Annotated in this window: 16 protein-coding genes and 1 pseudogene; 1 reads left to right on the top strand and 16 read right to left on the bottom strand. The window is 40.4% G+C overall.

Going from position 1 to position 21,027, the window contains the following annotated elements; translation table 11 throughout:
- Window positions 1-156 precede the first annotated feature (156 nt).
- The 3 genes from HT719_RS12055 to HT719_RS09135 all read right to left on the bottom strand — a co-directional run bounded on the left by HT719_RS12055 (window position 157) and on the right by HT719_RS09135 (window position 2,853).
- A complete protein-coding gene (locus tag HT719_RS12055) occupies window positions 157-417 on the bottom strand; it encodes a hypothetical protein (RefSeq protein WP_345790044.1) in 261 nt (86 codons plus the stop codon).
- Between the two features lie 71 nt (window positions 418-488).
- On the bottom strand, window positions 489-2,123 hold the full coding sequence (locus HT719_RS09140; RefSeq protein ID WP_166731342.1) for a hypothetical protein: 1,635 nt from the start codon (window positions 2,121-2,123) through the stop codon (window positions 489-491).
- On the bottom strand, window positions 2,104-2,853 hold the full coding sequence (locus HT719_RS09135; protein WP_172924697.1) for an ABC transporter ATP-binding protein: 750 nt from the start codon (window positions 2,851-2,853) through the stop codon (window positions 2,104-2,106). Before HT719_RS09135 ends, HT719_RS09140 begins: the two co-directional genes overlap by 20 nt.
- Before the next feature lie 179 nt (window positions 2,854-3,032).
- On the opposite strand from HT719_RS09135, the gene HT719_RS09130 reads away from it, so the two are divergent.
- Complete coding sequence (locus tag HT719_RS09130) at window positions 3,033-4,487, top strand: alpha-amylase (protein WP_172928968.1); 1,455 nt, start codon at window positions 3,033-3,035, stop codon at window positions 4,485-4,487.
- Window positions 4,488-4,576: 89 nt separating this feature from the next.
- Here the strand turns inward: HT719_RS09130 and alaS are convergent, their stop codons facing one another.
- The 13 genes and pseudogenes from alaS to budA all read right to left on the bottom strand — a co-directional run bounded on the left by alaS (window position 4,577) and on the right by budA (window position 20,952).
- A complete protein-coding gene (alaS, locus tag HT719_RS09125) occupies window positions 4,577-7,195 on the bottom strand; it encodes an alanine--tRNA ligase (protein ID WP_172928966.1) in 2,619 nt (872 codons plus the stop codon).
- A gap of 21 nt (window positions 7,196-7,216) precedes the next feature.
- The gene (locus HT719_RS09120) at window positions 7,217-7,702 is read right to left on the bottom strand and encodes an LURP-one-related/scramblase family protein (protein WP_050146402.1); all 486 of its coding nucleotides are present in this window, start codon (window positions 7,700-7,702) and stop codon (window positions 7,217-7,219) included.
- Between the two features lie 329 nt (window positions 7,703-8,031).
- Window positions 8,032-8,331: a hypothetical protein gene (locus HT719_RS09115; RefSeq protein ID WP_050146404.1), complete on the bottom strand. Its 300-nt coding sequence runs from the start codon at window positions 8,329-8,331 to the stop codon at window positions 8,032-8,034.
- 68 nt (window positions 8,332-8,399) lie between these two features.
- On the bottom strand, window positions 8,400-9,554 hold the full coding sequence (locus HT719_RS09110; RefSeq protein WP_172928964.1) for a GIY-YIG nuclease family protein: 1,155 nt from the start codon (window positions 9,552-9,554) through the stop codon (window positions 8,400-8,402).
- Window positions 9,547-11,478 (bottom strand): DEAD/DEAH box helicase family protein, encoded by a 1,932-nt coding sequence (locus HT719_RS09105; protein ID WP_172928963.1) that lies wholly within the window; start codon window positions 11,476-11,478, stop codon window positions 9,547-9,549. The genes HT719_RS09110 and HT719_RS09105 overlap by 8 nt, the downstream gene beginning before the upstream one ends.
- Window positions 11,475-14,240 carry a class I SAM-dependent DNA methyltransferase gene (locus HT719_RS09100; protein ID WP_172928961.1) on the bottom strand — a complete coding sequence of 922 codons (2,766 nt, stop codon included), beginning with the start codon at window positions 14,238-14,240 and terminating at the stop codon, window positions 11,475-11,477. The genes HT719_RS09105 and HT719_RS09100 overlap by 4 nt, the downstream gene beginning before the upstream one ends.
- A gap of 255 nt (window positions 14,241-14,495) precedes the next feature.
- Window positions 14,496-15,566, bottom strand: a complete 1,071-nt coding sequence (locus tag HT719_RS09095; RefSeq protein WP_172928958.1) for an ABC transporter substrate-binding protein — start codon at window positions 15,564-15,566, stop codon at window positions 14,496-14,498.
- A complete protein-coding gene (locus HT719_RS09090; RefSeq protein WP_138703289.1) occupies window positions 15,563-16,336 on the bottom strand; it encodes an ABC transporter permease in 774 nt (257 codons plus the stop codon). Before HT719_RS09090 ends, HT719_RS09095 begins: the two co-directional genes overlap by 4 nt.
- Window positions 16,333-17,139, bottom strand: coding sequence for an ABC transporter permease (locus tag HT719_RS09085; protein ID WP_061816571.1), 807 nt, complete (start codon window positions 17,137-17,139; stop codon window positions 16,333-16,335). Before HT719_RS09085 ends, HT719_RS09090 begins: the two co-directional genes overlap by 4 nt.
- Window positions 17,120-18,277 (bottom strand): ABC transporter ATP-binding protein, encoded by a 1,158-nt coding sequence (locus HT719_RS09080; RefSeq protein ID WP_060628580.1) that lies wholly within the window; start codon window positions 18,275-18,277, stop codon window positions 17,120-17,122. Before HT719_RS09080 ends, HT719_RS09085 begins: the two co-directional genes overlap by 20 nt.
- A 159-nt stretch (window positions 18,278-18,436) precedes the next feature.
- The gene (gene murB, locus HT719_RS09075) at window positions 18,437-19,342 is read right to left on the bottom strand and encodes a UDP-N-acetylmuramate dehydrogenase (protein WP_023936081.1); all 906 of its coding nucleotides are present in this window, start codon (window positions 19,340-19,342) and stop codon (window positions 18,437-18,439) included.
- Between the two features lie 112 nt (window positions 19,343-19,454).
- Window positions 19,455-20,211: pseudogene (locus HT719_RS09070) on the bottom strand (YhfC family glutamic-type intramembrane protease).
- A 9-nt stretch (window positions 20,212-20,220) separates the two neighbouring features.
- Window positions 20,221-20,952, bottom strand: a complete 732-nt coding sequence (gene budA / locus HT719_RS09060) for an acetolactate decarboxylase (RefSeq protein ID WP_172928955.1) — start codon at window positions 20,950-20,952, stop codon at window positions 20,221-20,223.
- Window positions 20,953-21,027: the final 75 nt, after the last annotated feature.

Here is a 21,027-nt window from a genome sequence, read left to right as displayed (position 1 = left end):
TAACTTTGAGATTGTAGCTGGAGAGGCTGTACCTGCAATATGTGTCTGTCAAGTTTAGTGACGTAGATAGTAGAATAAAGATGAGAAGGCATAGAGAGAAGATAAATCAGCCTCAGCAGGTATCTGGAAAATTTGATTCTATAGAGAAGCCTTTTGTTACAAACTCAATATACTATCAATAAATAATATTATAGAAGCAACAATAATTAAAATTTCACCTATTTGCATCATTCTATTTCGAACTTTAAATATATGTTCTATCAAAAATACTTGGATCACACACATTATAGGAATGAAAGTTTTTGAAATTGAAAAATATCCCAATAAATAAACTATAAACAACAAAAATAGAACTATGTTATATTTCTTATTCAAAACATTCCTCCCTATATTTTTTTGATTGCCAATCGTAATCATTTACAACTATATTCTAACAAACTATAAAAGCGTTTGTCGAATTGAATTTATCAAGCAAGCGACCAACTAGCTCATCTTTTTTCTATTTCTGCCAATATGCGTGACAGGTAGTAATGATAGCCAAAAATAGCAAGAGCAAGCAAGAGGATAAGAACTCCTACTCCCAAGCTGATGGCAAGGACAGGGGCGAGAGACCGAACCAAGAACAAACTTGCTATGACTAAAATCATTAAGATAACACTATAAATTAAGAGTAAAACTATTGCTACTATACGATTTGAACGGTTCACCAAGTCCGTAATGCTACTCCAATTGGTTGACAGATTTTTCACGTCCTTAAGGTAATGGTGGCAAGAAAGGATGACACTGGCAAGGATCCATGCCACAAGAAGGTAAATCATCGAAAGGATGGGCAAGCCTAGATATAGAGAAAGGCCAAGTAAAGTCAGAACTGGTAAAAAGGACTGGACAGCAAATATAATCCAAAATTTCACTTTCACATAACGAGCAAAGTCAAAGGGTAAACTCTTAAGAAAATCAACATTTTCTCTCTCCAAGGACAAGGCAATTGAATGCAGGCTGGTGATATTGTTATTGACAACTGCTATAAACACTCCTACAAAAAACAAGGGTAACCAGTATGGAGGATGAATGTCTGGAACTATCTGAGAATCTCGGATTTTGGAAATCAGACCGATCATCATGAGATAAGGAAGGAAAGCACTTGTAAAAAGCACTGTAATCACGCCAGTCCCCTGTCCCAAGAGGGTGAGGTGGTAGCGTAAAACCATACGGAAAAATCCCTTTTTAGTAGTTGAAATTCTCTCCTTACTGCGACGTTCTTTCTTGACCTTCTCCTCACTGTTAAGCAGAATCACGTCATAAAAACGAGGAAAAACCTTCTTTTTGCTCAAGTAAAGCAAGAAGAGAGTTAGTCCTATCCAAGCGAGCAGACCCAGGATGGCTTCTGTCGAAAAAGGCTCCACTGCTATTTTGTAAAAGAGATGAATAGGATAAAGGAGAAATGGAATGTCTCTAACTTTGTCAACAATACGTCCAGAAGTCGACTGTAGAAAGAAGACATATATTAAAGGTATGAGAACTCCTATCCCAATCATCACATTCGAAAAAATAGACTGATACTTTCTGAAGACCCTAGTCTGAGCCAAGAAATGTACTGCCACTACCATCACTAAAGTAACAGAGACAAATAATAAGGCCAAGGACAGTAGCATCAAAGGCAAGCCCAGCCAAAGAGAAGGTGCTAGCCTAATATAGAGGACTAGAAAATAAGCTAGGATTGGTACAATTCCAGTTAGAGCTGGCAAGAGAACAGACAGTCCTTTAGCAATTATAATCTCTGATTCTTTAAAGGCATAGGGTCTATACGATACCAAATCCTTACTCTCATAAAAGACATTATAAAAGGCCGTTAAAGAAGTTGAAAAGGCAACCACTAGTAAAATAGTAACCATGAAACTAAAATAAACAGGCATTTCTTCAAAAGGAAAATGAATGGCTATATTACTTAAAAAAAAGAGCATCAAGAGGCTAGAAAAAATGTAAGAACTTAGAACTCTAGCGGAAACATTTACTTTTTTCCCAGGATTCTTAGCCTGCTTCTTTCGTAGGTTAGCCAGATTAGCTTCTTGAGATGAATAAAGGATATTGATATCAACTAATTTTTTAATGACCTTGAAACGCATCTGAAACCTCCTCTTTTCTACCAGCAAGGCTAAGATAGATACTTTCTAAAGACTGGTCTGGATGGTCTTTTCTCAAGTCCTCTACGCTACCACAATAAATCAAATGTCCCTTTTTCAAAATGGCAATCCGATCACAAACTTGCTCAGCTACCTCTAGGACATGGGTTGAAAACAAGACTGTCTTGCCTTTTTGTGCATGTTCCTTCATCATTTGCTTCAAATCAAAGGCAGCCTGGGGATCCAAACCTGTCAAGGGTTCGTCCAAGACCCAAATATCGGGATCAGACAAGAGTGCCCCAATGACAAAGACTTTTTGACGCATTCCGTGAGAAAGGGTTTCAATAACCTGATAACGATTTTCAGCAAAATCAAAAACGTTCAATAGCCTAGCTAGATTAGCCTCCAAGTCAGAGCTAGTCAGATCATAGGATGAAGCAATCAATTCCCAAAATTCATTGGCCGTTAAACGTAAAAATAAGTCAGGCGAGTCTGCTACGTAGCCAATCTTTCGTTTAATAGCCAAGCGATTTTCCGATAACTCCTGACCATCTACCAAAATACGACCACTGCTGGGCGAAATGATACTGACTAGGGATTTTATGGTGGTCGATTTCCCAGCACCATTATGGCCAATCAAGCCCATAATCTCTCCATTTTCAATCTGCAGATTGAGATTGCTCAAGGCCTCTTTATCACCATACAACTTACTAACATTTTGAAATTCAATCATGGGACAACTCCTATCTTTATCTATATTACATACTATTATATTAGCACTTTAATACAAAAAAATCAACACTTTATTTTGAGTAGATACAATAGTTTCCTTCTATTCTTACGCAAACGTTTGCGCCGAGAGATACTTTATGATAGAATAAAGAACAAGATTGACAAGTAAGAGGAAACATCATGCAAAATCAAACACTCATGCAATACTTTGAATGGTATCTGCCCCACGACGGTCAGCACTGGACACGTCTGGCTGAAGATGCTCCACACCTAGCTGATCTCGGTATCAGTCATGTCTGGATGCCACCAGCTTTCAAGGCTACCAATGAAAAAGATGTAGGTTATGGTGTCTATGACTTATTCGACCTAGGAGAGTTTAACCAAAAAGGGACTGTCCGCACCAAGTATGGTTTCAAAGAAGACTATCTTCAAGCCATTCAAACTCTAAAAGCACAGGGAATTCAACCTATGGCTGATGTGGTTCTCAACCACAAGGCTGCTGCCGATCACAGGGAAGCCTTTCAGGTTATCGAAGTTGATCCTGTAGACCGTACAGTTGAACTTGGAGAACCCTTCACCATCAATGGCTGGACTAGTTTTACCTTCGATGGTCGCCAAGATACCTACAATGACTTCCACTGGCATTGGTACCACTTCACCGGTACAGACTACGATGCCAAACGCAGTAAATCTGGGATTTATCTGATCCAAGGGGACAACAAGGGCTGGGCTAACGAGGAATTGGTCGATAACGAAAACGGAAACTACGACTACCTCATGTATGCCGACCTAGACTTTAAACATCCTGAAGTCATCCAAAACATCTATGACTGGGCTGATTGGTTCATGGAAACGACTGGTGTAGCTGGTTTCCGTTTGGATGCCGTTAAGCATATTGACTCTTTCTTTATGCGCAACTTCATCCGCGATATGAAGGAAAAATACGGTGACGATTTCTATGTTTTTGGTGAATTTTGGAACTCAGACAAGGAAGCCAATCTGGACTATCTCGAAAAAACGGAAGAACACTTTGACCTTGTCGATGTTCGTCTCCACCAGAATCTCTTTGAAGCCAGTCAAGCTGGCGCAAACTATGACCTTCGTGGCATTTTCACAGATAGCCTGGTTGAACTCAAGCCTGACAAGGCTGTGACTTTTGTCGACAACCACGATACCCAACGAGGACAAGCCCTTGAGTCTACCGTTGAAGAATGGTTCAAGCCAGCAGCCTATGCCCTCATTTTGTTACGCCAAGACGGCCTTCCATGTGTCTTTTACGGAGACTACTATGGGATTTCAGGGCAGTATGCTCAACAAGATTTCAAAGAAATCCTTGACCGCCTCCTAGCCATCCGAAAAGACTTGGCCTATGGAGAACAAAATGACTACTTTGACCATGCTAACTGTATCGGTTGGGTACGTTCAGGTGCTGAAAATCAATCCCCAATCGCAGTCTTGATTTCAAATGACCAAGAAAACAGCAAATCAATGTTTGTCGGCCAAGAATGGGCTAACCAACCCTTCATAGATTTACTTGGAAATCACCAAAATCAAGTTACAATCGATGAGGAAGGTTATGGACAATTCCCAGTCTCAGCTAGATCCGTAAGTGTCTGGGCAACCAATACAATCTAATAACTCATAATAATCCAGCCAGATCCAATCGGATTTGGCTTTTTTGCATTCACAAAAAGACCTACCCAAATGGATAGATCTTTACTTGATTACAATTTACCTGCTACTGCATCCAACAATTCTTGGATTTTAGCTTGGTTGCTTCCTCCTGCCATGGCCATGTCTGGTTTACCACCACCACGTCCATCGACGATTGGTGCCAATTCTTTGACAAGGTTTCCTGCATGAAGGTCTTTTGTCTTGCTTGCTACAAGGACATTGACTTTGTCACCGATAGTGGCAACTAGGACAAGAAGAGCAGAGTAGTCTTTTTGTTTCCAGTTGTCCGCAAAGGTACGAAGGGCACCAGCATCAGATACAGACACTTGGCTAGCAATGTAACGGTGACCGTTGACTTCCTTAACGTTCTTGAAGATATCGCCTGCGGCTGCAGCTGCGGCTTTTTCTTTCAACTCAGCATTTTCTTTTTGCAATTGACGAAGTTGTTCTTGAAGTCCTTCTACCTTGTGAGGTACTTCTTTAAGTTGAGGTGCTTTCAAGGTTGCTGCGACAGCTTTAAGAGCATCCTCTTGTTCACGGTAGGCTTCAAAGGCTTCCTTACCAGTCACTGCCAAGATACGGCGAGTTCCTGAACCGATCCCTTCTTCTTTGACAATCTTGAAGAGTCCAATCTCAGAAGTGTTACCAACGTGGGTACCACCACAAAGCTCGATAGAGTAGTCCCCGATAGTAACAACACGGACTTCCTTACCGTATTTCTCACCAAAGAGAGCCATAGCTCCCATTTCTTTAGCAGTGTCAATATCCGTTTCAACTGTCTTCACTTCAAGAGCTTCCCAGATTTTCTCGTTAACTTGCTGTTCAATGGCACGCAATTCTTCAGCAGTTACAGCTTGGAAATGGGTAAAGTCAAAGCGAAGGAATTCCACTTCATTAAGTGACCCTGCTTGTGTCGCATGGTTTCCAAGGATATTGTGAAGGGCAGCGTGAAGCAAGTGAGTCGCAGTATGGTTTTTCATAACACGGTGACGACGATTTGTATCAATTGCCAAGGTATATTCTTGGTTCAATGCAAGCGGTGCAAGGACTTCAACTGTATGAAGAGCTTGTCCGTTTGGTGCTTTTTGAACATTGGTCACAGTAGCCACGACCTTACCTGACTCATCCAAGATTTGTCCGTGGTCAGCGACCTGTCCACCCATTTCAGCATAGAATGGCGTTTCCGCAAAGATAAGTGAGGCAGTTCCTTCTGATACAGCTTCTACTTCTGCATTGTCAGCCACGATAGCCACCAATTTAGAAGACAATTGGCTAGCATTGTAGTTGAAGACACTTTCTACAGTGATGTTTTGAAGGGTTTCATTTTGCATACCCATTGAGCCACCCTTGACAGCTGATGCACGCGCGCGTTCTTGCTGTTCTTTCATGGCTGCTTCAAAGCCTTCACAATCCACAGTCATGCCAGCTTCTTCAGCGATTTCTTCAGTCAGTTCAACTGGGAATCCATAAGTGTCGTAAAGTTTAAATACATCTGAACCAGCAATGACAGATTGACCTTTTTCTTTCAAATCTGCTACAATGCCTTGGGCAAAGTGTTGACCTGAGTGAAGGGTACGAGCAAATGACTCTTCCTCGCTCTTAACAATTTTTTCGATAAAGTCACGTTTTTCAAGCACTTCTGGGTAGTAGCTTTCCATGATTTTTCCAACGGTTGGAACGAGTTTGTAAAGGAAAGGCTCGTTGATTCCCAATTTTTGACCATGCATAGAAGCACGACGGAGAAGACGACGAAGGACATAACCACGACCTTCATTTCCTGGAAGGGCACCATCACCGATGGCAAATGAAAGTGAACGGATGTGGTCAGCGATGACCTTGAAGCTCATGTTGTCGCCATCTTGGTCATAAACCTTACCAGACAATTTCTCGACTTCACGGATAATCGGCATGAAGAGGTCCGTTTCAAAGTTGGTCTTAGCCCCTTGGATAACGGCCACCAAACGCTCCAAACCAGCGCCCGTATCAATGTTCTTATGTGGCAATTCCTTGTATTCGCTACGAGGAACAGCAGGGTCTGCGTTAAATTGTGATAACACGATGTTCCAGATTTCGATATAACGGTCGTTTTCGATATCTTCTGCTAGAAGGCGAATACCAATATTTTCTGGGTCAAAGGCTTCTCCACGGTCAAAGAAGATTTCTGTATCAGGTCCAGAAGGCCCAGCACCGATTTCCCAGAAGTTGTCCTCGATTGGAATCAAGTGACTTGGATCCACTCCCACTTCAATCCAGCGGTTGTAAGAATCTTTATCATCTGGATAGTAAGTCATGTAAAGTTTCTCAGCTGGGAAGTCAAACCACTCAGGGCTTGTCAAAAGCTCATAAGCCCAAGTGATAGCTTCATCACGGAAGTAGTCCCCGATAGAGAAGTTCCCCAACATTTCAAACATGGTATGGTGACGTGCAGTCTTCCCTACGTTTTCGATGTCGTTGGTACGGATGGCTTTTTGGGCATTGGTAATACGTGGATTTTCAGGGATGATGGTCCCGTCAAAGTATTTCTTAAGGGTTGCTACCCCAGAGTTGATCCACAAAAGAGTTGGGTCATTTACAGGAACCAAACTTACTGATGGTTCTACTGAGTGACCTTTGGTCGCCCAGAAATCAAGCCACATTTGGCGTACTTGTGCACTAGATAGTTGTTTCATATTGTCTCCTTATTTACTTGTTTAATGTGATTGGCTTTCCAGCATCTCCACATAGTCAATGGCGACGCAGAGGGAAATGACTAGGTCTGCATAAGCGTCCTCAAGAACCGTTACGGTATAGGTAGAGGTCAGATGGAAGAGTTCCTTCTTAATTTCCGCAATCAGCTGATCGCGATCATCCAGCAATTTGAAATCCAAATCCCAGATATTGCCCTCGATACGAAGACCTAGATTATCAAACTCATACTTATCTCGCCAGAAGGTCAACTTCTTACGAATGACGAAACTCGAGCCATCCCGAAGCTGAATCTCAAAACGAGGAAGCAAGGTCAAGATTTCTTTACTGATCTGACTGACCTGTTCACCATTAGCATCATATATGGTAAAAGTTTTGGGAATCTTAAAAAATGATCCCTCCACCTGATAGGCGATTTCTCCCCTGTCATCCTTGATAGCGAAGCGTTCGCCTCCAAGACGAAACTTTTGTTTGACAAGAAATGTTTTCATCAACACCTCCAAAAAATCAAAAGACAAGCTCACATCACGAAGGGCGAAAAACCGCGGTACCACCTTCATTCAATGAACTTGTCATTCTCTTATTCTTATGCAATTGTTAAATTGAGTAGCATGACTTCCTAGCTTAGATGGCTCGCAGCACCGCCATTTCTCTGGACTAAGACAAGAGAAAATCAATTCTCAACTTTCTTATTATAACGTTTTTTTAAGCTTGCGTCAACTGGAAATGATCTTAACTAATAGTAGTGCGGTAGGCGAGAAGATATTTTGCAAATTTAACTACTATTTTCGAAATGTAAGTAGTAATATTTAATTTATTTCTAGTATAGTTCCCCTATATTCATACGCTTCCACTCAGAAAACTCTACCTTGAACAATTCTGGGGCTTTTGTAGCATTATCATATACCACAATATAGTAACCTTCCTTATTCCAGAACTTTCCTAAAATCTTAGCGTCTTCCAGTTCTGCTTTATAATCTAACAATTCATACCTTTGTGTCTCTTTGGTTGTTTCTACTTTTTTATCACTATCAACCCCAACAGTCACGAAGTTGACTCCAATAAATATAACCATGTAAAACAATACCAAGGCAATGCCCAAACCCTTTAATAACTTCATTCTCTTTTCTCTACTTTCTTCTTTTGTGTTCTCTAAATATTAAATAATCTTATAAATAGTGTCTTTCTTTATCTAAATCTAATTTCAAAGCCAATTTTTTCAATCACTTTTTGGATCTCATCTAGCGATACTAGAAACCATTCTTTAGGGACAAAGTTCTCTCCATTTGGTGCTACTAATTCTATGTCTAACTGCTTGTCTGCAAAATAATGATGAAGAGTCGTTTCTAATTTTAGAGCGCTAAAATTCTGAACCTCAAAACTAGCCACTAAACGGACAGGAGCATAAAGATAGGTTCCTTCTCTTTCTGCATTTGCTAACCGTTTTTCAATTTGATCCTGTGTAAAACCGATTTTATAGAGATTACTGATGTTGGCAATTTGAGGGTTGCCACTCAAGGATTTCAACACATAGATATATCCAGTTGTAATTCGTTCACCCAGACTAATGCCAATCATCACATCATCTATCAATTCGGTTACCATTCGTCCATGTCGGGTTCTATCGTGTAAATTTGAGACAAAAGAACGGAGTAAGGCCTTCTTATTTTCTGTACCATTTTCATATACGAGATGAAGTTCAGCGTTTGTATAGCCATTCTTGTCAGTGAAGTCTTCTCCTTTAGAAACAACATAAACCATTACTCCATTATCCACATAGAACATACCTGGTTTAATTTCTTTTTCTTTTATCACATCAGACTTTCTGACTTGACGGCGACCTTCACTAATTTCATCATGAACACGAGTAAATAATCCTTGATAATCTTCAAAATTTACCATCCGTTTGCGTGTTCGTGTTTTATCACGCGCTTGAATCGTTCGTTTATAACGTGAGACATCAAATAACGATTTTTCAGCACTATTTACTGACTCAAACAATTCATCTGATAAAATATCTGTTAAACTAGCAGGACTTGAAATAGGGGTCTCGGACTCAACTATATCTATTTTTAGTAGCCCAAATTCATCATAAGGTTCTAACTTTCGGATGCTATCAGGAGATTTTCTAATACCATTCAATCGAGAAAATAAACTGCGTTCTTTAATGTTTCTAGACTTTTGTGGCTCTTGCCCATTATTTTCTCTCACCCAATCTATAATTTCTAAAAATTTCTCTACTTCATGATCTGTAACTATTTTTTTCTTAGGTTTTAAAGGAGCTATTAAATATTCAAAATCAGAATCATTAAAAATATCATTTAAGCTTTTGAAATCAGTCATTACCGCTCTCCATCTTCAACTTCATCTGAGACAATTGTAACAAAGCATAAGCAAGTCTCTGTTCGTACTTATCGTTACTTAATTTATCTGGATGACGACCATTTTCTTTCAAAAATTGCTTAATTTGAGGATAAAGAATTAACAGTTCTTCTTCAGAAAACTCCATCTTCTGACCATCCATATAATCTTGTATTAGACGCAAAGTCGGAGCATCAATTTCACGTGATATAACTTCGTAAGCTCTCTGGAAAGGATTGATCTGATCAATCAAATCAATAGATAAGTCATCAATATTCACAAATTTATCTGCCATTTTTAGGAAATCTGTTTGCCCCACTCCCTCTTTCCGTTCAGCTGATTGAACTACCGATTGACTAATAAACTGCTGACGAACTTCTTCAACTTCAGCCCCACTTAAGTCAGGATAGATTTGCTTAATGATAGCTGGAATCATCTGCTTATTAATGACTTCTGCATCCGTTCTCGCAGCAATTGCAGATTGGATACGCGGTTCTTGCAATATACTAGCACGTAAGTCATTCAAATCATTTTCTATGATATCCTTTGTTCTTTGAGTACTAGGCTCTTTTAAACCTTTCACAAACATTTCGGCACCAGAAGATTTCTGGTCTTCTCGGTCTTTTCGTTTGAACTTGAAATTTGGTGCTAAAACAGACTCCATCAATAGACTAGCTGTAATAGCCTTCATAACATTATTCACAGCAAAGAAAACTTCATCATCTTGAGCATCTGGTTGAGAAATGAGATTGGTAAATTGAGCATGTGACTTATTGGAACTATCCCGTGTTACTCGACCTATAATTTGAACAATTTCTGTTAGCGACTGACGATAGCCAATCGTCAAAGCATACTCAGCATAAGGCCAGTCAAAACCTTCTTTAGCCATACCAAGTGCGATAATGATATCGAGATCATCTAAACTGGTCATCTTATTTAGGTAACCCTGCACTTTTTCACGCCCTTCTTCTGTGACAAGGTCAGCAACCTTCAATACACGACCTGTTTCCTCAGTAACCAACCATAATCCAGTCTTAGGATCTGGAACGGCTTGCCCCAGTTCGTCTAAAATTCGGTCAACTTCATCATACTTATCCTTGGTTGATTCACCTGAATTTACATTTGGGATATGAATAATAGTTTTCTTGCTCGTGTCCAGTACTTCGTGCAAAGCATCCGTGTAACGACCACGATAAAAGTTATAACCCATGGAAAAACTTTTCAGATATTTGTACCCCTCCAACTGTTCATAATAAGTATAGGATACCTTGTCGAATTTTTGCTCATCTTCAGGTGCCAAAATAGGTACAGAATCTCCACGGAAATAAGACCCTGTCATAGCCACTACATGGGCTGTTGAATTGGCTAATATGTTTCTTAAGGCATTTCCTAAAACTGAATTATCATCTTGAGATACATGATGAAATTCATCGATAGCTAAAAGAACGTCATTAAAATCACTATCAGCCAGCTGTTCAAAGGCAAAACGCAAGGTGGCATGCGTACAGATTAAAACTCTATCATCAGGAGACTCTGAATGCATAAGGTCTACAAACTGTTTTACCTTACTTTTACTGGTTCCTTGTTCAGTCAAATTATTTTTTGGAAAAACTTCCCAATCCCAGTAAAAACCATAATCTGTCAATTTTGTTGAACGAAAGGATTTTCCGATAGATCTTTCTGGAACAGCTATGATAGCTTTTTTCAGACCTTGAGCATGTAGTTTATCAAGAGCAATAAACATCAGAGCTCTCGACTTACCAGAGGCAGGAGGCGCCTTAATCAGTAAGTGTTGAGAAGATCTCTTAGCATATACCCGCTCCTGCATTTCACGCATTCCAAGTGCATTATTTGATTGACTAGCACCTGTACCATTGTAATTAATTTCAAATATATTTGAGGTCATTTCGCTTCCTTTTCTGTCATTTCTTTATACAGGTTCAATAAGACACTGAGCCCTTCTTCATCTGATTCAAAAGGCTTTTGCTGGTAGGCGCGTTCTACGATACCATCAATTTTTTCATGTGCTTGACGAAGACGTTCGTTCATCGGTTTATTAGCTCCACCGTACAATTCAGCTAAGGTTCCACCTTCTTCTTCTCTAACATCCAGCATTTCAAAAACAGCTTCTTCAAGCATATTTTTCCGACTATCTGAAAGTTCAGGAATTGGGAATGTATTATAGACCAGCCCAGCTGAATAACGATAATCTGTCTTTAATTTACCACCAATTGAACGAAGCCAAACCATATGCATTTTGGATTCTAAGATACCAAGAAGCCAGATAGGAGCATTGTAAATAACCATGGCGGAATTAGATATGACCGTATCATCTCCTACAAATCCCATAGGTACATAATCTCTAGACTCTGATGAGGTACACGGAACAACAATAGAAATGTCTGCCAACTCATGATAAAATCCAAATTTCCAAGGAGTAACTGCTAACTCATTAGTTGCTTCACGTTGACTTGATAATCTATGTTGTTTAACCAAATCCATACGTTTTGATACAAAACTATTTTGCTGATGTATTTTATAGGTTTCTTCATTCAACCATAAAATGTATCGAAATCCTCCATTTATAAATTCTTGACCTCCACCAAACATCTTAATTACATCAACTAACTCTGGATATTCTACGATAATACTTCTATATTCTTCAACTGATAGAATGAGACCTCCCCCATCATTGGGTTGATTTCCAAAATACATAGGTGGGAAATTAGATAAGGAACGACTCCTCTGAGATACTAGAGTATCTTCACCCACAGTAAGATAAGCATTGATATGACTTGCCTCTCGTACTTCTCCATCCTGATTAAACAATCTCTTAGTTTGTCCACTCAATCTTGACAATCCAATTATAGCTACTGTAACACCCGCATTATGTGCTGCACTATTATTCCATTTAAAAGATGAATAAGCAAATGAAATTTCTACATCTAAATTGAATATTTCTGTCCATAAAACAGCAACTTGTTGTCCTTGGTTGATAGAATTTGTTGTTACAAAGGCAACTTTTGCAACAAAATTATTGATAAATCTTGCACCTTTTATAAACCAACCTGCAATATAATCTAATTGGCGATAACCATTTACCTTATTAAACAGAACACTCATATCCATTTTTTGTTCATTTGATTGTCGCCTGCTTCCTATATACGGCGGATTCCCAAATATATAAACTTCGTCATCTGTCTTAGCATTCAACACAGTTGCCCAGTCAATTCTTAGGGCATTCCCACAAACGATATTCCCAGCTTCTCTTAAGGGGAGTAGCCTTGGATGGACATCAGCAAGTGCTTCTTCCATCTCCACATTCATCTGGTGTTCCGCTATATATAAGGATAACCTTGCTACTTCATGAGCGAAATCATCCAATTCAATTCCTGAAAACTGGGATAGAGAAATCTTAGATGCATCAGCAATCAATTCCCCTTGATAAACAGATTTTTCATTTAAAGCTTCACGAATTTCACGCTGTTTGACTAAGATATTGATTTCTAAACGACGAAGTTCTTTATAGGTAATGATGAGGAAATTTCCAGAACCACAAGCAGGATCTAAAAACTTGATAGAGGCCATACGAGTGAGTAACTCTTCTAACTTGGGTAAGATTTGTCGTAATTCCTTGCGACGATGTTCCTCACTAAAGTCACCACCTCCTATATAGTAATCAGCTCGTTCTTCTAATTCCGTAAATGTTGCTCGTAGATTATCTAAAAATAGTGGTTTGATGACCTTCATAATATTAGGCACGCTAGTATAGTGCATACCCGATGTTGATCTTGCTTCTGCATTTGCCACGGTTTGAATCATTGATCCCAAAATATCTGGATTGATTTCATTCCAGTTTAGCAATTCTCCTGCTTCAATGAGTAATTGACGAGTTCTTTTATTGAAAATAAGGTCATGATGTGGCTCTGAAAAAAGCTTACCATTTACATAAGGAAAATCTGATAACCATGACTCCAAATTCTGACGACTAAATTCAGGCATATCTAAAACAGTAAATAGTTTTCTAACACACTCATTCAAGTCAGAACCATCTTCGGATGTCCTCATCTTAATAACATTTGTGAAAGCTCCCTTGGAGATAATATTTGTATCTTCTGCAAATAGTAGAAAAAGAACACGAATCAAAAATAGATTAAATGATTTACCATCAGTTTCAGTGATTGCTAGTTCAGGATTGATAGAAATTAGTTCATCATAAAGTTTGGTGAAACGCTCTGCCGCTTTTACATCAGCAGGATTTTCCTTATCATAATCAATCTTTTCAATACCATTCCAAGGTAAGAAGAAATCACAATGGGCTGGTAAATCATTAAAAGAAATTGCTAGAGTTAGCCCTGTCTGTGTATCCTTTGCATATAATTCTTGAAAATCTGTTGTAATAATAAATCGAGATTTACGAACCTGATCCTCCAACTCTTTATCAATCTCAGTCAGAGTAAGTAATGGCTGATTTTCAACTTTACGAAAATACAATTTGTTTTTTATTATAAAATCATCAGATGCCACTTTACTTGCTCTTGTTATGGTCGTTTTAGTAATGTCAAACAATGAAACAAATTCAATAATGAATGTCGATTTATTAAGATTCTCTACTAAAACCTTAGTTCTATCCTCAATCTCAGTGATATTTAATAACTTTTTAGCCATTAGATACCTCCAAGAAACGCAAAAAGCCTACTGAATTTTCAGTAGGTTTCAATCTATATTTTTTGCATTTTTTATTAGGTTATATATATATATGCATTTGCGTAGTCTGGCTCATTTTGAACTCCTTTGGAATTAGAGTTTCAGAGATGCTATAAACAATACTAATAACTCTCTGCCTAAAACTATTATACCATAATTTCTATTTTTTCTAAAAAACGAACCAGCTTGACTGATTCGTCTTCTTACGTTTATCTCCTACTTCCGATACATTTTAAACTGTAGGAAGAGGTCGCTATATTTCCCTGTCCATTTATGGTCAAATTTCTCATAAATTTCTAGGTGTTTCATGGTTTCAACATCGGGATAGAAGGCCTTATCTTCCTTTGTTTCCTCTGGGAGCAGTTCCTTAGCTGGTAGGTTTGGTGTTGAATAGCCGACATACTCTGCATTTTTGAGGGCATTTTCGGGTTTCAACATAAAGTTGATAAAGGCATAGGCTGCGTCTTGGTTTTTGACTGTTTTGGGAATGACCATATTGTCAAACCAAAGGTTGCTAGCCTCAGTCGGTACCACATAGCGTAGATTTTCGTTTTTTTCTAGCATTTGGCTAGCTTCCCCAGAGAAGGTCACACCGATAGCAGCGTTGTTCTGAATCATGTAGCCCTTCATCTCGTCGGCAACGATAGCCTTGATATTGGGAGTCAGTTTGTAGAGCTTATCCACTGTCTCTTCCAACTGCTGGGGATCCTTGGAGTTGAGGCTGTAGCCGAGGGAATTGAGCCCTAGACCCAGCACTTCACGCGCCCCATCAAAGAGCATGATAGAGTTCTTATACTCTGGCTTCCAGAGGTCATCCCAATGCTCAGGCGCTTCCTCTACCATGGTTTCATTGTAGACAATTCCCAGTGTTCCCCAGAAGTAAGGGATAGAGTATTTATTTCCTGGGTCAAAGGACTGGTTGAAGAACTCCGGTCCGATATTTTCAAGACCTTCAAGTTTTGAATAGTCAAGCGGTACCAAGAGGTCTTCGTCCTTCATCTTGTTAATCATGTATTCACTAGGAATGGCAATATCGTAGGTCGTTCCACCCTGCTTGATCTTGGTATACATGGCTTCGTTGGAGTCAAAAGTCTCGTACTGAACTTGGATTCCTGTTTCTTCTGTGAATTGCTCCAAGAGTTCTGGATCGATATAGTCTCCCCAGTTATAGATAACCAGTTTTTGACTATCTCGGCTATTGATTTTACTGTCTAGATGCGTCGCAATTCCCCACAAAACCAGGATAATAGCTGCAATTCCTGCTAAAAATGAATAGAGTTTTTTCATGTTTGCTCCTCCTTCTCACGTGAGATAAAGTAATAGCCAACAACTAGGATAATACTAAAGAGAAAGACAAGGGCAGACAGGGCATTGATTTCTAGCGAAATCCCCTTGCGAGCACGAGAGTAAATCTCGACTGATAGGGTTGAAAAGCCATTTCCTGTTACAAAGAAGGTCACGGCAAAGTCATCTAACGAATAGGTGAAGGCCATGAAATAACCAGCAATGATAGACGGAGTCAGGTAAGGAAGCATGATTTCCTTAAACATCTGAAATTGACTAGCTCCCAAGTCATAGGCCGCATGAATCATGTCGCCATTCATTTCCTTGAGTCGAGGCAAGACCATCAAGACCACGATAGGAATGGAGAAGGCCACGTGACTAGATAGAACGGTCAAAAAGCCAAGTGAAAACTTGAGTTGGGTAAAGAGAATCAAGAAGCTAGCACCAATCATAACGTCAGGCGCAACCATGAGGATATTATTGAGTGATAGAAAGGCTTCTTGGTATTTCTTACGAGACTGGTAGATGTAAATGGCACCAAAAGTCCCGATAATGGTCGCTATCAAGGCTGATAGGAAGGCCAAGAAAAATGTCTGAGCCAAAATCAGCATGAGTCTCCCATCTCCAAACATGGTTTCAAAGTGAGTCCAGCTAAAACCTGTAAAGCTATTCATATCATCACCAGCATTAAAGGCATAGCCAATCAAGTAAAAGATAGGCAGGTAGAGGACCAGAAAGACCAGTCCCAGATAAAGGTTGGCAAATTTTTTCATCGTTCTCTCCTTTCCTTGGTCACCCACATGGTGATGAACATGGTCAAGATGAGAATTACACCGATGGTTGAACCCATACCGTAGTTGTCATTGGTTAGAAAATTCTGCTCAATGGCTGTACCTAGTGTGATAACGCGGTTCCCACCAATCAAACGGGTCAGCATGAAGAGACTCAAGCTGGGGATAAAGACCGATTGGACCCCACTTCTCACCCCATTCATCGATAGAGGGAAGATGACATGACGGAAGGTCTCCCACTTGGTCGCACCTAGGTCATAGCTGGCATTGATGAGATTGTTGTCCATATCATCCAAGACATTGAAAATCGGCAATATCATAAAGGGAAGCTCGATGTAGCTTGCGACAAAGATAAAGGAGAAATCGGTAAAGAGCAACTGTTGTGAGCCGATTCCGATAAATTCCAAGAATTGGTTAATAGAGCCATTCTGACCAAAAATTCCGATAAAGGCATAGGCTTTAAGGAGCAAATTGATCCAGGTTGGCAGGATAATCAGCATGAGCCAGAGTTGACGGTGCTTGAGACGGGTCAAAAAGAGGGCTGTTGGATAGCTGATAAGCAGTGTCACTAGGGTTACAATTCCTGCATAAAGCACTGAGTTGAAACTCATTTTGAGATAAGTCAAGTTTTGTGACGCAAAGTAAGATCTATAGTTTTCTAAACTAAACTGGCCTTCAATGTTGAAAAAAGATTGTCCGAAAATCAAGACCAAGGGTGCCAACACAAAGAGGGCGATCCAGAGCATATAGGGCACTACAAAGAGTTTAGAGCTTGTTTTCTTCATCTCTTTCCTCCTCGATTGCATTGATCAGACCTGCTTCTTGCTCTTCGATTTCTACGTACTCCTCGATACGAGCATCGAACTCTTCCTCGGTTTCATTGAGACGCATGATGTGGATGTCTTCTGGTTCAAAGTCCAGACCGATTTCCTCACCCACAATGGCCTTGCGAGTCGAGTGGATAATCCATTCATTTCCAAGCTCATCATAGGCGATAATTTCATAGTGCACCCCACGGAAGAGCTGGGTATCGACCTTAACTTGGAGCTTGCCTTCTTCAGGAAGGGTAATCCGCAAGTCCTCTGGACGAATAACAACCTCAACAGGCTCATTTGGTTTCATCCCACCATCGACCGCTTCGAAGCGTTTGCCGTTAAACTCAACCAAGTAGTCCTCAATCATGGTTCCTGGCAAGATATTTGACTCACCGATAAAGGTAGCAACAAAGTGGTTGATCGGCTCATCGTAGATGTCCACAGGTGTTCCAGACTGGACAATCTCGCCATCATTCATAACAAAAATCCAGTCACTCATGGCCAGGGCTTCTTCCTGATCGTGAGTGACAAAGACAAAGGTAATGCCCAATCGTTGTTGCAATTCACGGAGCTCGTACTGCATGTCTGTCCGCAATTTCAAGTCCAGAGCTGACAGAGGCTCGTCCAACAAAACCACACGGGGTTGGTTGATGATAGCACGGGCAATAGCCACACGCTGGCGTTGTCCTCCAGAAAGTTTGCGGATGGAACGTTTTTCATAACCTTCCAACTGAACCATCTTGAGAACTTCTGCTACACGCTGCTCAATTTCTTTCTTGTCAATCTTACGCAAGCGGAGTGGAAAGGCAACATTTTCAAACACATTCATATGTGGAAACAAGGCATAGGATTGGAAGACCGTATGGACGTCTCGCTTGTTGGTTGGGATGTCATTGATGCGGACACCGTCCAGTAAAATATCTCCTGTCGTCGCATCCAGTAAACCTGCAATGATGTTTAGGATAGTTGATTTCCCTGAACCAGATGCGCCTAGAAGGGTATAGAATTTCCCTTCTTCCAACTCAAAGTTGATGTCTTTGAGAACCTTGGTGTTGCTGTCTTCAAAAACTTTAGAGACGTTTTTGAATTCAATGATTGGTTTTTTCAATTGTCATTTATTCCTTCTTTTTCATAGATTAACAGATCAGGGCTCTGTCAGGTCGCCACTACCTCGTGTAGGAGATTAAACTGCCTACATTCTTCTGCACTAACGATAGGCTTTCACCCCCTTTCCATGACATAGCAGCAGCTTTTCAACTACAGCTTCCTACTTGCTTTCACCTAAAATACGGACTTCTCTCTCAAGAGTGACGCCAGAGTGTTCCTTTACTTTTTCGATAACAGACTCAATCAAGTCTTCGTAGTCTTTAGCCGTTCCGTCAGCAACATTAATCATAAAACCTGCGTGTTTTTCAGACACTTCAACACCACCGATACGATAGCCTTTCAAGCCAGCTTCTGAAATTAATTGACCTGCAAAATGCCCGACTGGACGCTTAAAGACCGAGCCACAAGATGGATATTCTAAAGGTTGCTTGAGTTCACGTAGGTGCGTCAAGCGGTCCATTTCCTGCTTGATAACCTGATGGGTTCCTGGGGCTAGGGCAAATTTAGCTGACAAGACAACTGCACCAGACTCTTGAATGGCTGAGTGGCGGTAACCAAAAGCCAAATCTTTAGCAGACAGGGTCTCTATTTCTCCATCCTTGGTCAAGACCTTACAAGACTGCAAGATGTGAGCAATCTCGCCACCATAGGCACCCGCATTCATAAAGACAGCACCACCGACGCTTCCTGGAATGCCACAAGCAAACTCAAAGCCAGTCAAACTATGACGAAGGGCAATGCGAGTTGTTTCAATCAAGTTAGCACCAGCTTCAGCTTCGATGGTATAGCCATCAACGGAAACATTATTGAGCTTGTCGCACAAGATGACAAATCCACGAATTCCACCATCACGAACGATGATATTGCTGGCATTGCCAAAAACCATCCAAGGAATATTTTCTTGATTGGCAAATTTCACAAGGCGCGCCAACTCAAAACGATTTCGTGGAAAGACCAAATAATCGGCCTCTCCACCTACTTTTGTATAACTATAGCTATGCAAGGGTTCCTTAAAACGGATATCAATTCCTTCTAAGATTTCAAGCATTTTTTCTCTTACAGACATGTCACTCTTCCTTTTACAAAATTCATTCCATTATACCATTTTTAAAACCATTTGACGACCCTAAAAAAATCTTGAGCTTATTTTAAACAAAAAAAGAGGTTGCCCCCTTTTCTTATGATTTTTTGCAAAAGATTGCCTTGGTTCCATAGGCGACTAGAACAAGTTCAAGTGCTAGGACAACTTCAACCAAGACTGGATTAGTCAACCAGCCAACTTGGACTAGAGATGGTGCCAGATCAAAGAAGGCATGTAGGCCATAGGCTGCTAGGAGATAAATCCATTTCTTCTGGCGAACAGCTTGGTAAACCCAAACAGTCAAGAGTAATTGGAAACCTAGGGCCAAGATTCGCTCAAAACCAAGCAAATAAATCTGCCAGACTGATAGCGACTGGATAGTTTTCAACATATTTTCAGACAGCAATTGCATGACCTGTGGATTCTGCGTTTGAACTGCTGAGAGAACGATGTAGAGATTGAGCAAACTAGCAAGGCCTAGGAAAATCAATTCCAAGCCACCATGCCCCAGTCCATAGGCCAAGGCATCTGCCTTTTCCAAACTTCTCTTTTTCTCCAACCATTTGAAGAAAACAAGACGAGCAGTTTCCTCAAAAAATGCTGCCATGGCTAGGCCATACATAGATGATATAGACAAGCGGATGATCTTGCAAGAGGGCAATACTACCGTCTTTTTGAGGATGCAAAACTAAGATATGCACCAGTTTTTCCAAAATCTGTGAAGAGACAAAGAAGGCAACAGCACCCAAGCCCAAGACAGCTATATTAATCTGGTATTTCTTTTTGGCATACCAAATGCTCCCTATCAAGAAAGCCAGCAACAGCAACATGGTAATGATAATATGAATGGTCATTTTCTTCTCCTATTCTGCCTTTTCAATATCTTTTTTCATCTCATCAACATTGAACTTAGCAAACAAGTATTGACGATCTTGGACTGGGAAACGTTGGTCCAACTGGTCAATAGCTCCCACCTCGATAATGCCTTCCTTGATAACAAAGTCCATAACATGCCCACCGAAGGTCAAATCATCTGAGATAAAATGTAGATGATATCCTGCCAAACTGACCCCATTGAAAATCTCTGGCGTCCAGAAACCAACGATGGTTCCTGCCACATTGTCACGACTATATTCAGGTTGATGGGTTGCGACATCAGCAAACTTGGTATCTGGTGCCGACTTAGGAATCATGCGCACATGCATATGTGAAAATTCCCCACGAATCTTGATAGAGCGGAAAAGATTTTCCCCGTCATAATAAGACTCAATCCGTTCTTCCAATTCCTTGTCTGTCATCTCAAAGCGCTGGCGGAAAATGACCTCTGCCTGATGTGGTACTACTGCTGCGTAAGGAATAAGGGCATCTGGTGATACTTCTACAATTTCCGGTTGCTCTCCTGAGCCTTTGGCTTGATAAGCCTTGCCATCCAAGACAATCAATTCCCCATCAATGGAATCCAAGGTTCCCAAACCAAGGTCTCCATGCTCTAGCAATTCTCCTACTGTCATGGTCCCACCATAAAGGCCAGCCATCAAGGCTCCAAGGGTATTGTATTGAAATAATTTCACTGGTTCCTGCACGTTCTTAACCATTCTCTTTCTTGTTTGTTATACTCAATGAAAATCAAAAAGCAAACTAGGAAGCGAGCCGCAGGCTGCTCAAAGCAC

This window comes from Streptococcus sp. k-378, assembly GCF_013277505.1.
In the GTDB taxonomy this organism is placed as follows: Bacteria; Bacillota; Bacilli; order Lactobacillales; family Streptococcaceae; genus Streptococcus; species Streptococcus pseudopneumoniae.
This window is presented reverse-complemented; position numbering and strand designations above follow the sequence as displayed.

Excerpts from the sequence above, each read along its gene's own strand:
- HT719_RS12055 (WP_345790044.1), bottom strand. The coding sequence starts at position 417 with ATGATTACGATTGGCAATCAAAAAAATATAGGGAGGAATGTTTTGAAT.
- HT719_RS09140 (WP_166731342.1), bottom strand. The coding sequence starts at position 2,123 with ATGCGTTTCAAGGTCATTAAAAAATTAGTTGATATCAATATCCTTTAT.
- HT719_RS09135 (WP_172924697.1), bottom strand. The coding sequence starts at position 2,853 with ATGATTGAATTTCAAAATGTTAGTAAGTTGTATGGTGATAAAGAGGCC.
- HT719_RS09130 (WP_172928968.1), top strand. The coding sequence starts at position 3,033 with ATGCAAAATCAAACACTCATGCAATACTTTGAATGGTATCTGCCCCAC.
- alaS (WP_172928966.1), bottom strand. The coding sequence starts at position 7,195 with ATGAAACAACTATCTAGTGCACAAGTACGCCAAATGTGGCTTGATTTC.
- HT719_RS09120 (WP_050146402.1), bottom strand. The coding sequence starts at position 7,702 with ATGAAAACATTTCTTGTCAAACAAAAGTTTCGTCTTGGAGGCGAACGC.
- HT719_RS09115 (WP_050146404.1), bottom strand. The coding sequence starts at position 8,331 with ATGAAGTTATTAAAGGGTTTGGGCATTGCCTTGGTATTGTTTTACATG.
- HT719_RS09110 (WP_172928964.1), bottom strand. The coding sequence starts at position 9,554 with ATGACTGATTTCAAAAGCTTAAATGATATTTTTAATGATTCTGATTTT.
- HT719_RS09105 (WP_172928963.1), bottom strand. The coding sequence starts at position 11,478 with ATGACCTCAAATATATTTGAAATTAATTACAATGGTACAGGTGCTAGT.
- HT719_RS09100 (WP_172928961.1), bottom strand. The coding sequence starts at position 14,240 with ATGGCTAAAAAGTTATTAAATATCACTGAGATTGAGGATAGAACTAAG.
- HT719_RS09095 (WP_172928958.1), bottom strand. The coding sequence starts at position 15,566 with ATGAAAAAACTCTATTCATTTTTAGCAGGAATTGCAGCTATTATCCTG.
- HT719_RS09090 (WP_138703289.1), bottom strand. The coding sequence starts at position 16,336 with ATGAAAAAATTTGCCAACCTTTATCTGGGACTGGTCTTTCTGGTCCTC.
- HT719_RS09085 (WP_061816571.1), bottom strand. The coding sequence starts at position 17,139 with ATGAAGAAAACAAGCTCTAAACTCTTTGTAGTGCCCTATATGCTCTGG.
- murB (WP_023936081.1), bottom strand. The coding sequence starts at position 19,342 with ATGTCTGTAAGAGAAAAAATGCTTGAAATCTTAGAAGGAATTGATATC.
- budA (WP_172928955.1), bottom strand. The coding sequence starts at position 20,952 with ATGGTTAAGAACGTGCAGGAACCAGTGAAATTATTTCAATACAATACC.